The sequence below is a fragment of the Meiothermus rufus DSM 22234 genome (assembly GCF_000423425.1).
GTDB classification, from domain to species: domain Bacteria; phylum Deinococcota; class Deinococci; order Deinococcales; family Thermaceae; genus Meiothermus; species Meiothermus rufus.
The window spans coordinates 1-14,628 of record NZ_AUHY01000066.1; the positions used below are offsets into that span (position 1 = coordinate 1).

Sequence of the window (14,628 nt, forward strand, 5' to 3'; positions counted from 1 at the left end):
TCCCATCCGGGCCATCCAGGTGGATGGGGGCAGCGAGTTCATGGCCGAGTTTGAGGAGGCCTGCTGTGCTCTGGGGATTGCCTTGTTTGTGCTGCCGCCGAGGAGTCCTAAACTCAATGGTCACGTGGAGCGGGTGCAACGGACCTTTAGGGAGGAGCTCTATACCCGGCCTCTGCCCCCCCGGCTCAGCGAGCTACAGGCAGAGCTGGATGCCTACCTGGACCACTACAACCGCCGAAGGCCTCACATGGCCCTGGGGGGTCTTGCTCCCTTGGAGTATTTAGCTAAGATGCAGGAGGAGTCGGTTCCCCAGTCTCACATGTGTTGACCGATTACAAAATTTGACTTTTTTCCTGGGGCGTGCTAACCTTCATTGTCCCCCTAAAACCAGCCGGTTTCAGTAGGACATCAGGAGCAGTAAATGAACAAAGGCATCGTAAAGTGGTTCAACGCGGAAAAAGGTTATGGTTTCATCGCCCAAGAAGGCGGCCCCGATGTGTTCGTACACTTCACCGCCATCCAAGGCCAGGGCTTCAAGAGCCTGAATGAAGGGGATCGGGTCGAGTTTGAAGTTGAATCCGGCAAGAACGGCAAGGGCCCTCAGGCCAAAAACGTAAAGTTGGTGTAATCGCTTCGTTAAGCCAAGCTCCCCACTCTGGGGAGCTTTTTTGCCTATCCAAGAAAGCGCTTGTCGTATACTGCCTCCATTCAGCCTTCAACGTGGGAGGAGTTCCTTATGACGGAAGAACAGCACCTACGCGAGTACACCAAAGCTCTAAAAGCAGGTTTGCCCCGCCATTTCTTTGAGCCCGTTCCGGCCCGGATGGGCTATCTGCCCATCTTCCTGGCCTTATTTGGGCTGTGCGCCTGGGGTATTGTGGCCACCCCCTATGTGGGCCTCAAGCTGTTGCTCTCGTTGGGTATTGGGTATGCCTTTGTGGGGCTGGGCTTCTTAGCCCACGAGATTTTGCACGGCGCTGTAACCAAAAACCCCTTGTTGCGCTCGCTGGCGGGCAGTGTGGCTTTTATGCCCTTGATGGTGGGGGCTCGGCTTTGGCGCAAGTGGCACAACGTCGAGCATCACGGTCACACCCAGCACCCGCATGATGATCCTGACGCCATGGGGGCCCTCGAGGCCGCCATTCAAAAGCCTTTGGTGCGGTGGATGTTCCGCCAGGTGCCAGCTTTGCGCAGCTTCTTTTTGTTCTTCTCCTTCACCTTCTGGTTTACCCTGCATGCTTACCGCATGTTTTGGCGCTTTCTGCCCGAGTTTAAGCCGAACGAGCGGCCTGTGGTGATTTTTCAGGCGGTTTTGCCCCCGCTGGTCTGGCTTATGCTGCTTTTCTGGTTGGGGCCGCTTAACTTTCTGTTTGTGTACGGGCTTCCCTGGTTAATGGCCAACTTTATCGCCATGAGCTTTATCGCTACCAACCACCTGCTCAACCCCATCACCGAGACCAACGACCCCCTGCTCAACAGCCTCACCGTGCGCAACCCCCGCTGGCTCGAGTGGCTTACCCTGGGGTTTGGCTACCATATCGAACACCATGTTTTCCCGGCTCTGTCGCCCAAATACGCTCACCAGGTAGCCCAGAAGCTCAAAGAACTCTGGCCCGAGCGCTACAACGAGCTGCCCCATTGGAAAGCGCTGTACTACCTTTGGAAAACGCCCCGCCTCTACCGCGATCACCGCAACCTGATCGAGCCGACCACCGGCCAGGTGTTTGGCACCCTGGGCTTCGGCCTGGATGAAAGCAAAATTCGTCGAGGCCAGGCTGCCCCCCTGGTGACCCGCAGGCGCAAGCAGCAAGGATAGTGGCCGCCGCTTTGCTTTGGCGGTAGGCTATGGGCGTATGCGCATCCTGGTTGCCAACGACGACGGTATCTTCTCGCCCGGTATCAAGGCTTTGGCCTTTGCTCTACGCCCTTTGGCCGAAGTGAATGTGGTGGCCCCCGATGTGGAGCAGTCTGGGGTAGGGCACAGCATCACCTTTCGCCGTCCCTTACGCTTCAAGCACACGGCGGCTGCGGGTTTTGGTGAGATTCCCGCGTACCGCGTGGACGGCACGCCTGCCGACTGTGTGGTGCTGGGCAGTCAGCTACTAGGCCGGCCTGACTTGGTGGTCTCGGGTATCAACATCGGGGTCAACATGGGGCTGGACCTAACCCACTCCGGCACGGTGGCCGCGGCTTTGGAGGGGGCTTCGATGGGGATTCCCGCCATCGCTTTCAGTCTGGACGCCTCGGGGGAGGAGCTGCGTTTTGAGGAAGCGGCCCGCTATGCTGCGGTCATTGCCCGCTGGGTGCTGCGGCATGGTCTACCGGAAAAAACCTTGCTCAACGTGAACTTTCCCAACCAAAAGCCCCAGGGCGTTCGCATTACCCGCCTGTCCACCCACCGTTACGAGGATTCTGTAGTGGAGCGGGTGGACCCCGAGGGGCGGCCGTACTACTGGGTGGCAGGCAAGCCCACCGCCGAGCTGGAGGAGGGCACCGATTTTTGGGCTGTCCGGCACGGCTTTATCTCCATTACACCCATCTCCTTGGACTATACCAACCACGCCTTTGCCGCCGACCTCGAGCACCGCTTTAGCCTCGAGGCCGACCTTCTGGCCTAGACTAGCTGTGGGTGGGGGGCTTGGGCCTTTTTGAGCGAGAGGCTGAACACCGAACCCTGGCCAGGCTCGCTTTCCACCCAGACCGTACCGCCATGGGCATCCACGATGGAGCGAACGATGGCCAGCCCCAGCCCGCTGCCGCCACGTTCACGGTCGCGGGCCTTGTCCACCCGGTAAAAGCGCTCGAACAGGTGAGGTAGGTGTTCTTTGGGGATGCCCTCCCCGTTGTCTTCGACCCGAACCACCACCCGCTCGGCTAAGTCCAGCGCTACCAGGCGTATCTGGCTGGCGTGGGCCTTGATGGCGTTGGAGACCAAATTGGCGAAGACCTGGTGCAGCCGCTCGGGGTCGCCCAGTACCCACAGGGACTCGGGGGCCTCGAGGGAAAGCTGACCCTCGAAGCTTTTGCTGTATTCTTCGACAATCTCGTTGAGCACTGTGGGTAGATGTACAGCCCCCAGCTGAACTTTCCAGCTTCCCCCGGTCTTGGAAAGCTCGAGCAGATCGCCCACCAGCTTTTGCATCCGCTCGGCCTCGCGTTTGATGATCTCCAGGCTTTCCCGTTGCGGCTCCGAGACCGGGGTGCGCCGCAGCAGATAGCTGATGTGCCCCAGGATGGCGGTGACGGGGGTGCGCAGCTCATGAGAAGCATCGGCCAGGAAGCGGCCCTGGGTCTCCCAGGCGCTTTCCAGCCGGGTCAGCATCCGGTTGAGCGAGCGCACCAGCGAGGCCACCTCGTCGCGGCCTTCAGGTTCGGGTAGCCGCTCGGGCTTGTCGCTGACCTGTTCGGCCTTGCGGGCCACCCATTCCAAAGGTTCTAGGGTTTGCCGTACCAGCCGGAAGGCCAATAGGCCGCCAAAGATAAGCACCAGCACAGCGGTGGCCGTGTAAGTACGGGCAAAATCCGCCAGGGTGCTCTCGATGTTTTCCGTGGATTTGCCTATCAGCAAAATCACAAGTTGCTTGCCCTGGGGGATGCCGGCGATCTCGGTCTCGAGGCGCTCAGCCCGCACCCGCAGGGGCACTTGGGTACCGTCTGGGCGGGTGAGGACGGTCTGGGTGTAAAACCCACCCGAGCGCAGGACCTCCTGCAAGCCCTTTTCCGAAAGGGTTAGGCTGGCGTTGCCCAAGGCCAACGACTGGGCAAAAGGAATAGCCGCCCCTTGCAGGATGTCGCCCGCGGTGGGGTCGGGGAAGGGCACCCACAGGGCCTGCCCATAGACCGTAAGGGGGAGGCTGCTGAGATCAGCCCGCTCCCGGATAAGTTGCTGGGCGGTGAGAGAGGTTTCGGCCAGCTCGCGCCGCAGGTTTTCGTAGAGGGTGAACTGCAGGGTGCCATACACCGACCCCCCAATCAAGAGCAGGGAAAAGGCCAGCAGGGCCAGGGTCAGTAGGGTGATGCGAGTGCGCAGGGTCATGGGTAAAGGGGCTAATCCTCACGCAGGACGTACCCCACGCCGCGCACGGTGTGGATGAGGCGGCGTTCACCGTTGCCTTCCAGCTTCTTGCGCAGGTAGCCGATGTACACATCCACCACGTTGGAACCACCTTGGTAGCCGGGCCAGACTTTCTCCTCGATCTCGAAGCGGCTGAAGACTTTGCCAGGGCTCTTGGCCAGAAGCTCTAATAGCTCAAACTCTTTGTTAGAGAACTCGATGCGGCGCCCATTGCGGTAGACCTCGCGGCCCTCGAGGTTGATGATCAGGTCGGCCACCCGTATCTCGCCGGTGATGGCCGGGGTAACCCGGCGCAAGTGAGCCCGGATGCGGGCCAGCAGCTCCTCGATGCTAAAGGGCTTGACTAGGTAGTCGTCGGCTCCTGCGTCCAGCCCCTCCACCTTGTCCTCCACCCGGTCTTTGGCGGTCAGGATAACGATGGGCACATTGGAGGTCTTGCGGATGCGCCGGGCCACCTCGAGGCCGTCCATCACCGGAAGCATCAGGTCCATGACCACCAGGTTGGGATTGGTTTCGCGGAAGCGGGAAAGTCCGGTGATGCCGTCGTAGGCTACTTCGGTGCGGTAGCCTTCTGCCTGGAGCTCGAGCTCGATAAAGCGAGCGATGTCCTTCTCGTCTTCGACGATCAGGATCAGGGGTTGTTCCATGCCTTCCATGAGTACAGGGTAGCGGAGTTTCTCATGAGAAATGTGGCTTTTGCACTAATCGACTATTCATCCAGCCTATTTTCATGAGAGTCCCGCCTCTCAGGCGCTCTTGTGCTATTCAAGAATTCTGCTAGGGTTCCCAGCGGCCTCAGACCCGCAGGTGAACCACCGTCACCCCATGACCCCCCTCGTAGGGCAGGGCATCGTGGAAATGGGCTACCCGCCGGTCGCGCCGGAGGGATTCGCGCAGGGCGTTGCGCAAGGCCCCGGTGCCCTTGCCGTGCAGGAGTCGTACCGGGGTGGTAGCGGTGGCCTGGGCCTCGGTCAGGTAGTCGTCTACCACTAGCAAAGCTTCCTCTACCGTAAGGCCACGCAGGTTCAACTCGTTGGCGATGCGAGCTTTGTGCAGCACCCGGCTGGTGGGCTTGGAAGGAGTGGTTTCTTTGCTTTGTAGCTGGGATAAAGGCAGGTTAAGGCGAAGAGGCCCCATCTGCACCACGGCCTCCTGGCCTCTAAGTTCCACGATGGTGCCCTGACCGCCGTACTCGGGTACTTCCACCCGGCTGCCGACCTGCAAGGTAGGAGGAGGGGATGTTTTTGTGGGCTGGTAGCGACTGCGGAGCTGGATGAGCTCCTGCAGCACCTGGCCCTGGCCCCGGGCCTTGCGCCGCTCTTGGGCTTGCCGCACCCGTTCCTGAGCCTCGCGCACTAAGGCAGCGGCCTCGGCCTGGGCTTCTTCCAGCAGGCGCTGTTTGTGTTGATTCAGCTCGCTAAGCTGCTGGTTCAGCTCTTGGTTCAGTTTTTCCCATTGCTGCCGCTCGGCCTGGACTTCCTGGCGGGATTTTTGTAGGTTTTGCTGCTCGGCCTCGAGGGCAGCCAATAAGCGCTCGAGCCGACCTCCTTCCGGCCCCAGCAGCACCTCGGCCCGGGCCACTAGCTCGGTGGGGAAGCCCAGCCGGCGGGCAATGGCCAGGGCATAGCTCCGTCCGGGTGCCCCCACCACCAGCTCGTAAGTAGGGCGCAGCGCCTCCAGATCGAAGCGCATGGAAGCGTTCTGTACCCCTGGGGTTTCCTGAGCGAAGGCTTTGAGGGGGGAGAGGTGGGTGGTGACCAGGCCCTGAACCTCCCGGGCCAGCAAGGCCTCGAGAAAGGCTTGGGCCAAGGCGGCTCCTTCCTCAGGGTCGGTGCCCGAGCCCAGCTCGTCGATCAGCACCAGGCTGTGGGGTGTGGCCCAGCGCAGCACCTCTTGCAATTGGAGCAGGTGGGCGGCAAAGGTAGACAGGTTTTCCTGGATGGACTGCTGGTCGCCGATGTCCACGAAGAGCCGGTCGGGGAAGGCCAGCTCGGCAGCTTCGGCGGCCACAAAAAGGCCACACTGGGCCATCAGGACAGCCAAGCCCAGGGTTTTGAGCAGGGCGGTCTTGCCCCCCATGTTGGGGCCGGTAAGGAGCAAAAGGCGCTGAGTAGAGGAGAGCTCGAGGTCGTTGGCCACAGCCTGGGGAATCAGCGGGTGGCGGGCGGCCTTGAGGCGGTAGACCCCCTCCTGGTTCAGGCGGGGCCGTACCAGGTGCCAGTCCTCGGCCAGGAGGGCTGCGGCCCGGGCCACGTCCAGCGCGGTCAGGGCCTCTAGGGTTTGTTCTAGCTCGGTGTCCTGGGCCAGAAGGGCCGAAAGCTCGAACAAGACCCGATTAACCTCGGCTTCTTCCTCCAGCCTCAGGCTGGCCAGCTGGTTGTTGAGGGGAACCACCCCGCTGGGCTCGAGGTAGACCGTCAAGCCCGAATCGGACTGGTCGAGCACAATGCCGGGAATCTTATGCTGGAAGCTAGCCCGCACCGGGATGACGTAGCGCTCGCGCCGCAGGGTGATGAAGCGTTCCTGCACCGCCTCGGGGTGGCGGTCCATCAGCCGGTAGAGCCGCTCTTGAATTTGCTCGCGTATGGGATTAATCCGGCGACGAATCTCTCGAAGGCGGGGGGTGGCCTCGTCGCGCACCTGCCCACCTTCGTCCAGACACTCCCGGACCCGTCGCAAGAAAAGGGTGTGCTCGCCGATCTGGGCGGCCAGGGCTTTTAGGTGCTCGCCGATCTCGATGAGCTCATGTTTTAGGGCTACGGCAGCTTCCAGGCTGGCCGCCGCTTCGCGCAGTTCGGGCCCTTCCAACCGCAACCCCTCCTGTGCGGCAGCCAGGGCGGGCCGCAGGTCGGCGATGCCCCCCAGCCGGTAGGGGTAGGCCAGGGCCTCGGCCACGGTGGCCTGCTGGGCCAGGGCCTCGGCCAGCGAGGCCTTGGGGGCCAGGGCCAGCAGGGCTTCGCGGCCCATCAGGGTCGAGGCCCGCTCCGCCAGGGCCTGGCGGATGCGGTCAAAATCCAGGGCTTCGATGGGCTTTAGCATACCCAAAAGGCCAGTATAGCCTAGCGCCTAGGGTGGTACGCATTCTAGTTTACAGCGGGCTAAAAAGCCCCAACCCCTCGAGCCTAACAGGGCCTTCCAAGGTTTTCCCGTTAAGCAGGTTCACGCAGGGGGGCAGGCTAACCTCAATCGGCTCTAAGGCGGCGTACACCCAGACTTCTTGGTTCTGGTAGTGCCGTCTGAACGCCAGCCAATGGTCTTCCACCCGTAAAGGCTGCAGTCCACCGCGCCGCAGGGCCGGAACGGTTTTCTTAAGCCGGATAAGGGCCTGGGTCCAGCGCAGAATCTCCCGGTTCCACCTGGTTTCGTCCCAGGGAAAGGTGCCCCGGCACATGGGGTCGCCGTTCCACTCGTGGTAGGGGTTAGCTTGCTCAAGGCCAATTTCGTCGCCGTAGTAGAGACCGGGTGCGCCGGGGAAGGTGTAAAGCAGACCCAGGGCCAGCTTGAACTTTGACACATCCCCTTGCAGCCGCCATAAAGCCCGGGGAATGTCGTGGCTGCTGATCAGGGTGTACATGCTCTGGCGAAGCTGCAAAGGCAGTGCTGTGTAGTGGTCCCACAGGGTCTCCCAAAGCGCTTGGGTAGAGACTGACACCTCCCAGCCGTATATGTTTCGCCCTGAGAGCCACTCCATCACCGGGTTGGCAAAGCCGGCATAGTGCATAGCGCCGTCCAGGGTGTGGGCCCGCAGGGTGGGAACGGTATCGAAAAACAGCTCACCAAAGACTAGCGCCTCGGGATTCTCCTCCAGACTGTTATGTTTGATTAGACGGAGGATTTCCAGGTTGCGCCGGTCGGTACCGCCTTCCCCAATCTGGTGGGCCACGTCCAGCCGCCATCCATCCGCTCCCTGGCGGATCCAGTGCCGCACCGGGGCGTGGTAACCGTCAATCCACCGCTCTACGGTCAGGGGATTGCTGTAGTCCAGCTTCGGGAGAGACTTGACACCATAGAAAGCAGCGTAAGAGCCATCGGCATAAAAAGTAAACTGCCCGGCCTCGGGCGAGGTGGGGTCTTGGAGGGCTTTTTGGAAGTCGGGGTGGGTGTGGCCAATGTGGTTGAACACCCCATCCAAAACCAGCCTCATGCCCCGCTGGTGTAGGGCCTCGACCAGGCGGGCGAAGGCCGGGTTGCCCCCTAGGTGAGGGTCTACGTTGTGGTAATCGCTGGCATCGTAGCGGTGGTTGGAGGGAGCTGGCAGGATGGGGGTGAGGTAGAGGACCTCAATGCCCAAAGTCTGTAGGTAGTCCAGCTTGTGCAGGATACCCTCGAGGTCGCCCCCATAGTGCTGCAAGGGCCCGTCCCCTGGGGCGTTGCTCAGGGGTTCGTCCCAGGCTTTTTTCACGATGGGCCGCCCCATATAGACCCAGGCCCCGCTCTGGGGGTCGTTGGCCGGGTTGCCGTTGTAAAAGCGGTCGGGGAAGATCTGATAGAACACAGCACCTATCGCCCACTCGGGTGGGGTGGGCTGGGCCAGCAGGTGGAAGAACCGGTCGTAGCGGGGCAGGGTGGCCTGCGGGCCGTGGGCTGCCAGGTAGGTTTTCTCGGCGCTTAGGTAGAAGCAGTAGCGCAGGGGCGACTCATAAAGCGGCAGCCTGATCTCCAGTCCGCCCTCGATGGGCTGCATAGGGTGCCTTTCCACCTCGCCGTAGCGCAGCAGGATTAGAAAGCCAGCCCTGGCCCGGGTCTTCAGACGCAAAGTCACTTCCTCTCCTAGGGCAGGCCGCAGGGGGTCAACGCAGAAGGGTTCCCAGTCGTGGTAGTTCATCGGCAACTTGCGGCGCAAAGACCCCTGCCTTCAGGCATGGGGAGGAGAGCCGCACCTCCTTTCGCATGATGTGGTAAAATGCCTCTGTGCAGACTCTCACCCTTCGCTGCACCCTCAAGCCCACTCCCGAACAGGGGGCCGCCCTGGAGGCCACCGTGCCCTGAGGGTGGCTAAGGCAGTGGGGGAGTTTCGCCGCTTCCGGCTGCACCGCCTGGTCTACCGCGACCTCCGCGCGATGGGCCTCTCGGCTAACCTGGCGGTGCAGGCCATTGCCCGTGTGGGTCGGAAGAAGGGGAGCCGGGCAAAGTTCTACCAGCCCACCTCCTGTGTCTTCGACCAGCGCACCCTCTCCCTCTGCTGGGAGGACGAGAGGGTCTCCCTGACCACCGTGCAGGGACGGCTGCGCATCTCCCTCAAGCTCGGCAACTACCAGCGGGGGGTGTTGAAGCGGGCCAGGAGCGTGCAGGGTGGGGTGCTCACCAAAGGCCCCAAGGGGAAGTGGTACATTCACCTTATCCTTCGGATAGATGCCCCCACCCCTTCCCCCGGTGGAGGCAAGGTGGTGGGTGTTGATCTGGGGCAGAAGGTTCTGGCCACCCTCTCGGATGGAGTACAGCTTACGAGCGGATTCCTGAAGGGTAAGCGGCTGCACTACTTGAAGAAGCGGGCCGAGGTTCGTTCCAGACTCGACCGCCCTTCCGAACGCACCAGAGGCGTGAAGCGCCTCTGGGCACGGCTTCGCGGAAGGGAGGCCCGCTTCGTAAACCATACCCTGCACACCCTGGCCCGGCACATCGTGAATGGTCTCAAACCTGGGGACACCCTGGCGGTTGAAGACCTGAACGGCATCAGGGGTCGTACCCACAAGCGGGGCCGGAGGGAGAGACATCTCCACCACCTTTGGCCCTACGCCAGGCTCCGGTTTTTCCTGGAGTACAAAGCAGCCCTGAAGGGCGTAATGGTTGTGGCCGTAGACCCTCACCACACCAGCCAGACCTGCCCCCGTTGTGGACACGTCGCCAGGGCCAACCGGCGAAGCCAGGCCCTCTTCCGCTGCCAGGCGTGCGGGTTCCAGCACAACGCGGACTGGGTAACCGCGCATAACCTTGCCCAGAGAGCAGGCTCGATGGGCAGGGGCCGTTGTAAACCGGCCCGGATTCTGAGGGTGTCTTCTCTGCATTGTCCTCCCTCGGAAAGCCCCCGGCTTTAGCCGTGGGGTGGTTTACTCTTTCACCGAGCCAGCGGTGTAGCCCGAAACGAAGTAGCGTTGGAAGCCGTAGAAGGTGAGCAGGATGGGCAGGGAGCCCAGCACCGAGGCGGCGGCGAACAAGCCCCAGCGGGTTGAGAACTGCCCGGTAGTGAAGTTGCGCAGCCCCATGCCTACCGTCCAGGAGTCCACTCCGGTGAGGAAAAGGTTGGCCACAATGAACTCCGAGTAGGTGCCCACGAACTGCAAGAGGAAGATAAACACGAACATGGGGGTGGAAAGCGGCAGCAGTACCAAGGTAAACGCCTGCCACTTGCTGGCCCCGTCGATCAAGGCGGCCTCCTCGAGGCTTTTGGAGATGCTCTCTAAGAAGCCTTTGTATACCCAGGTACCAAAGCTGATAATGCCTCCAGAGTAGGCTAGCACTAGTCCAGTAAAGGTGTTGAGCAGGCCCAGGTTGGAGATCAGGACGTAGGTGGCCACCAGGCCCAAGAAACCGGGGAACATCTGGATGAAGATAAAGACCAAAAGCATGGGGTAGCGGCCAGGAAAGTTGAAGCGGGCAAAGGCATACCCTGCCGTAGCGGTGAGCAGCACTGCTAGAATACCGGTAATGCCCGAAACGAAAAGGGTGTTCCGCACCCACAGCATAAACTTGGCCTCGGTGCCCTGGCCGGTGAACTGGCTGGGGGAAAGGAAGACCACCAGCGCAAAACCCAGTAGGGCAAAGAGGGCCAGGCTGCGCCCCTGAAGCCGGGCCCAGGGGCTATCCACGTCGCCATCTCCCACAAGACGCCGGTAGGCCGCCAGCCCTAAAGCGAAGAGCAGGCAAAGGCCAGCCATCAGCAGCAAAATCCCCTGGTAAGGGTAGAGCACGAACCCATCAAATAGCTTGGCGTAGTTTTCCCAGCTTAGCTGGGAGAAGTCGGGAATTACCCGGGCCCGCACCAGCAGGTTGTCGCTGGCCGGGGGTAGGATGCGGTAGAGGGTGTTGCGGGGGTCGAAGGAAGCGGCCAGAATCTGCAGGATGGGGTAGTAGGCAAACAGCAGCACCAACAGCAAAAACAGATGGGTGAGGCCCTGGCCAAAAAGAGGCCAAAAGCTGCGCTTGCGCCCGCTGCGGTGGTTGCTCAGGTAGGTGACCAGCCAGGTGTAGATTAGAATGAATCCAATAATGACCAGGAGTCCGGCCAGGGCATAGACCCAGCCATTCTCGATGCGCACGAAGCCAGGAGGGATGTTGGGCTGGATGCGGGCTAGCAGGCTGGGAAAGTAGATCAGCAGCAGCCAGGCCACAGCCAGGCCAAACAGAGCCCAGCCAGCATAACGCCAGATGATGTGCATTAGCGTACCTCCCGCAGGGCTCCGGTGAAGCGGAAGTTGATGAGACTAATGGCCACCGTGAGGAAGAAAATCAGAATCGAGATGGCTCCCCCCAGGCCATAGGCCTGGCCGCCATCAGCCTGAAAAGCGGTTTTGTAGGCCCAGGTGATGAGAATATCCGCAGCCTGAGCAGTAGAGGGGCGGCCCTCCACACCAGGCTGGGGGCCCATCAGGTAAATGAGGCCAAAGTTGTTGAAGTTGTAGGCAAACGAACCCAATAACAGGGGAATGAAGGGCTGGCGCAGCAGGGGCAGGGTGATGCCGGTTAGGGTCTGCCAGCCGCTGGCCCCGTCAATGCGGGCAGCCTCGTAGACATCGTCGGGAATGGTGGAGAGGGCCCCCAAGGTAGCCGTCATCCAGTAAGGAAAGCCCAGCCACAGGCTGATGAGGAGGGCTGAGACCTTAAACCACTCCGGGTCGGTCAGCCAGGGGATAGGGTAGGCCCCCAGCAGGCCCAGCAGCCGGTTGATGGGGCCAAACTGCACGTTGAGCATTGCAGTGAATATCTGTACGCTGATGACCACCGGGATAGCCCAGGAGATGATCAGAGCAGTGCGGTAAAAGCCGCGCAGGGCCAGATTTTTGTTGTTGAGCAACAGGCCCAGAATCAGGCCGGGTATGGCCCCTACAAAGACTGCCCCCGCTGCAAAAACGATATTCCAAACCAGAATGGGCAATAAAACTGTACCGGCCCGGCTGAATATCTCCATGAAGTTGCGGAAGCCCACGAGCCGGTAGTCGTTGATTTTGTAAACCAGGCTGGGGGTAAAGGGTGGGGGGGCGGTGAGGGTAATGATGTTGTCCTGGGCCTGGGCGGCGCTGACCCGAGCCCGCTGGGTGCGGCTGGTAATTTCCAGGGCCTGGCCAGCGCAGTCGGGCTGGTCGCAGCGCAGGAGGTCGTGTGCATTGCCCGCTAGGAAGAGCCGTTGTCCCTCAACCCGCACGATTTCGGTCTCGGTGGAGCGGTCGGGTTTGCCGTTGCGCAGGCCGCTGTAGTCGGTGAAGGCGTAGTAGGTGGTGAGGATGATGGGAAAAACGGTGAAGGCCAGCAGGAAGGTGATGGCTGGGAGCAGGTAGTACCAGTCGGTGAGGAAAGGAACCCTGCGGCCCAACCAGACCAGCAGAGGAATCAGTACCACCACGGCGAAGAGCAGGATTAAGTAGCCGGGGTAGCCCTCCTCTAATGGCCGAGGAAAAGCCGCCTGCAAGGCCCAAAAGGCCAGCAGGCCGGCAAGGGTGGCTGCCAGCAGCGCACCGCCCAATAGCCCAATGGCTATGAAGAAACCTCGAGCACCCGGGGGGGATCGGTACATATAACCTCCATTTCGAACGTTTCCAGCATATATCCCCAGGCCAGCTCTGTTAAGCCCCCAGGGCTCTCATCTGCCCTTCCAAACGGCATGGAAGCACTTTTGCAAACGGCTACGTGGAGTAGGCCTTGACGGCTTGCTGGTCACAAGGGAGCAAAGACCCTAGCTCTTCTGTGCGGCGTTTGAGGGGAAGGTGCGAGGGGTATGATCAAGACCGATCGGCTAAGGGCTATCAACCCCCCCGCGAGGGGCCGCAGTTCACCCCTACCCTGCTCGAGGGGCTAGCCCAGCGGGTGTCCTGTTTGGAAAAACGGGCTTATTGGCGGGTTGTTTCACCTAGGTATGGGCAGATTTTAGGAAACATTCCTATTTGTGCCCCACAAGATGCCCAGGAAGCTGTGCGGCGGGCTCGAGGGCTACAGCCAGCTTGGGCCAAGCTAGAGCCTAAAGCTCGAGCCCGCATCGTGCTGCGTTTTCACGACCTGCTCTTGGCCCGGCGGGAAGAAATCCTCGACCTGGTGCAGTGCGAGACCGGTAAGGCCCGCCGCGACGCACAGGAAGAGCTGCTCGATGCTGCCATTGTGGCCCAGTTTTATGCCACCCGGAGCCCAGCCTGGCTCAGGCCTCGGCGGGCCGGAGGCACTTTTTTAGGTCTAACCCAGACCTGGGTCTACCGCCACCCGGTGGGGGTCATGGCTCCCTGGAATTACCCCCTTTCCATGGCGGTAAGCGAACCCATACCAGCTTTGATGGCTGGCAACGCGGTGGTCTTCAAGCCCGACCCCAGACCACCTTCACCACCCTGTGGGTGCAGGCCTTGCAGGAGGAGGCAGGTCTACCGGAGGGGTTGTTCCAGGTGGTCACAGGGGATGGCGAGGTAGGCCAGGCCCTGGTGGCCTCGGCTGACTTCATAGCCCTTACCGGTAGCACCGCCACCGGGCGCAGGGTGGCCCTTCAGGCTGGGGAACGGCTCATCGGGGTGAGCCTGGAGCTGGGGGGCAAGAACCCTATGCTGGTGTTGGAGGAGGCCGACCTCGAGGCCGCAGTCGACGGAGCTATCCGGGGTGCTTTCGCTAACGCTGGCCAGCTTTGTGTGGGTATTGAACGCATCTATGTGCATGAAAGGCTGTTTGAGCCTTTTACCCACCGCTTGGTTGAGAAAACCATGGCTTTGCGGCTGGGGGCCACTTTGGATCACCGGATCCAGGTGGGCTCGCTAAGCGTACAGCGCCAGCTCGAGACCGTCCAGGCCTACCTACAAGATGCCTTGGCCAAAGGGGCCACCCTACTGGCCGGTGGCCGGGTGCGGCCTGAGGTAGGCCCTCTATTTTTCGAGCCCACCATTTTGACCCACGTCACGCCCGAGATGCGAGTATATGCAGAAGAAAGGTTTAGCCCGGTGGTCAGCCTGTATAAGTTCAGCGACCTCGAGCAGGTGTTGGAGCTAATCAACCAGAGCGAGTATGGTCTCAACGCTAAGTATTTCCCCATTAGATTTTTACCTCCACAGCCCCCAGTAGGTCCAAGGCTTGCAACAGGGCTTGCTTGAGGTGGGAGAGGCTAGCGTAATGGCGGCGGGGCAGAAGGTAGGCTTTGAGCTTTCTCCAAAAGGTCTCGATGAGGTTGAGCTGAGGGCTGTAGGGAGGCAAGAAGCGTAGATAGAGGTTTTGCGCTTGCCAGGTTGCCAGCCGAGCCTGGATCAGCTTGGCTTTGTGGAAGCTGGCATTGTCCAGCACCATGACCGTGAGCTTGTTTTGCTGGCTGGCTTGTTGGGCCTGCTTCTCAAGAAAAGCCAGTACCGCTTCTTTCGTACATCTACCTTCCAGTA

10 protein-coding genes and 3 pseudogenes are annotated in these 14,628 nt (G+C 61.1%); 6 read left to right on the forward strand and 7 right to left on the reverse strand.

What is annotated here, in order from left to right; genetic code table 11:
• The 4 genes and pseudogenes from G552_RS15335 to surE form a co-directional block, all read left to right on the forward strand.
• Positions 1–345 (forward strand): annotated as a pseudogene (locus G552_RS15335) (integrase core domain-containing protein); the annotation flags it as partial.
• Between the two features lie 76 nt (positions 346–421).
• On the forward strand, positions 422–628 hold the full coding sequence (locus G552_RS0111345; RefSeq protein WP_027883146.1) for a cold-shock protein: 207 nt from the start codon (positions 422–424) through the stop codon (positions 626–628).
• Positions 629–736: 108 nt separating this feature from the next.
• Positions 737–1,816, forward strand: coding sequence for a fatty acid desaturase family protein (locus G552_RS0111350; RefSeq protein ID WP_027883147.1), 1,080 nt, complete (start codon positions 737–739; stop codon positions 1,814–1,816).
• Between the two features lie 37 nt (positions 1,817–1,853).
• The gene (surE, locus tag G552_RS0111355) at positions 1,854–2,618 is read left to right on the forward strand and encodes a 5'/3'-nucleotidase SurE (RefSeq protein ID WP_027883148.1); all 765 of its coding nucleotides are present in this window, start codon (positions 1,854–1,856) and stop codon (positions 2,616–2,618) included.
• Here surE and G552_RS0111360 read toward each other — a convergent pair.
• The 4 genes from G552_RS0111360 to G552_RS0111375 all read right to left on the reverse strand — a co-directional run bounded on the left by G552_RS0111360 (position 2,615) and on the right by G552_RS0111375 (position 8,900).
• Positions 2,615–4,036: a sensor histidine kinase gene (locus G552_RS0111360; protein WP_027883149.1), complete on the reverse strand. Its 1,422-nt coding sequence runs from the start codon at positions 4,034–4,036 to the stop codon at positions 2,615–2,617. The genes surE and G552_RS0111360 overlap by 4 nt on opposite strands.
• A gap of 11 nt (positions 4,037–4,047) precedes the next feature.
• Complete coding sequence (locus tag G552_RS0111365; RefSeq protein WP_027883150.1) at positions 4,048–4,722, reverse strand: response regulator transcription factor; 675 nt, start codon at positions 4,720–4,722, stop codon at positions 4,048–4,050.
• Between the two features lie 148 nt (positions 4,723–4,870).
• The gene (locus G552_RS0111370) at positions 4,871–7,114 is read right to left on the reverse strand and encodes an endonuclease MutS2 (RefSeq protein WP_027883151.1); all 2,244 of its coding nucleotides are present in this window, start codon (positions 7,112–7,114) and stop codon (positions 4,871–4,873) included.
• A gap of 49 nt (positions 7,115–7,163) precedes the next feature.
• Positions 7,164–8,900 (reverse strand): glycoside hydrolase family 13 protein, encoded by a 1,737-nt coding sequence (locus G552_RS0111375; RefSeq protein ID WP_027883152.1) that lies wholly within the window; start codon positions 8,898–8,900, stop codon positions 7,164–7,166.
• An 86-nt stretch (positions 8,901–8,986) separates the two neighbouring features.
• On the opposite strand from G552_RS0111375, the pseudogene G552_RS15340 reads away from it, so the two are divergent.
• Positions 8,987–10,110 (forward strand): annotated as a pseudogene (locus G552_RS15340) (RNA-guided endonuclease InsQ/TnpB family protein).
• Between the two features lie 12 nt (positions 10,111–10,122).
• Here G552_RS15340 and G552_RS0111385 read toward each other — a convergent pair.
• Together G552_RS0111385 and G552_RS0111390 are read right to left on the reverse strand one after the other, a co-directional pair.
• Entirely contained in the window at positions 10,123–11,451 is a 1,329-nt protein-coding gene (locus tag G552_RS0111385; protein ID WP_027883153.1) for a sugar ABC transporter permease, read from the reverse strand.
• Complete coding sequence (locus G552_RS0111390) at positions 11,451–12,803, reverse strand: ABC transporter permease subunit (RefSeq protein ID WP_027883154.1); 1,353 nt, start codon at positions 12,801–12,803, stop codon at positions 11,451–11,453. Before G552_RS0111390 ends, G552_RS0111385 begins: the two co-directional genes overlap by 1 nt.
• A gap of 290 nt (positions 12,804–13,093) precedes the next feature.
• On the opposite strand from G552_RS0111390, the pseudogene G552_RS15345 reads away from it, so the two are divergent.
• A pseudogene (locus G552_RS15345) lies at positions 13,094–14,349 on the forward strand (succinic semialdehyde dehydrogenase).
• Here the strand turns inward: G552_RS15345 and G552_RS0111400 are convergent.
• A partial coding sequence (locus tag G552_RS0111400; protein ID WP_027883155.1) for a transposase occupies positions 14,291–14,628 on the reverse strand: 338 nt, incomplete at its 5' end. The pseudogene G552_RS15345 and the gene G552_RS0111400 overlap by 59 nt on opposite strands.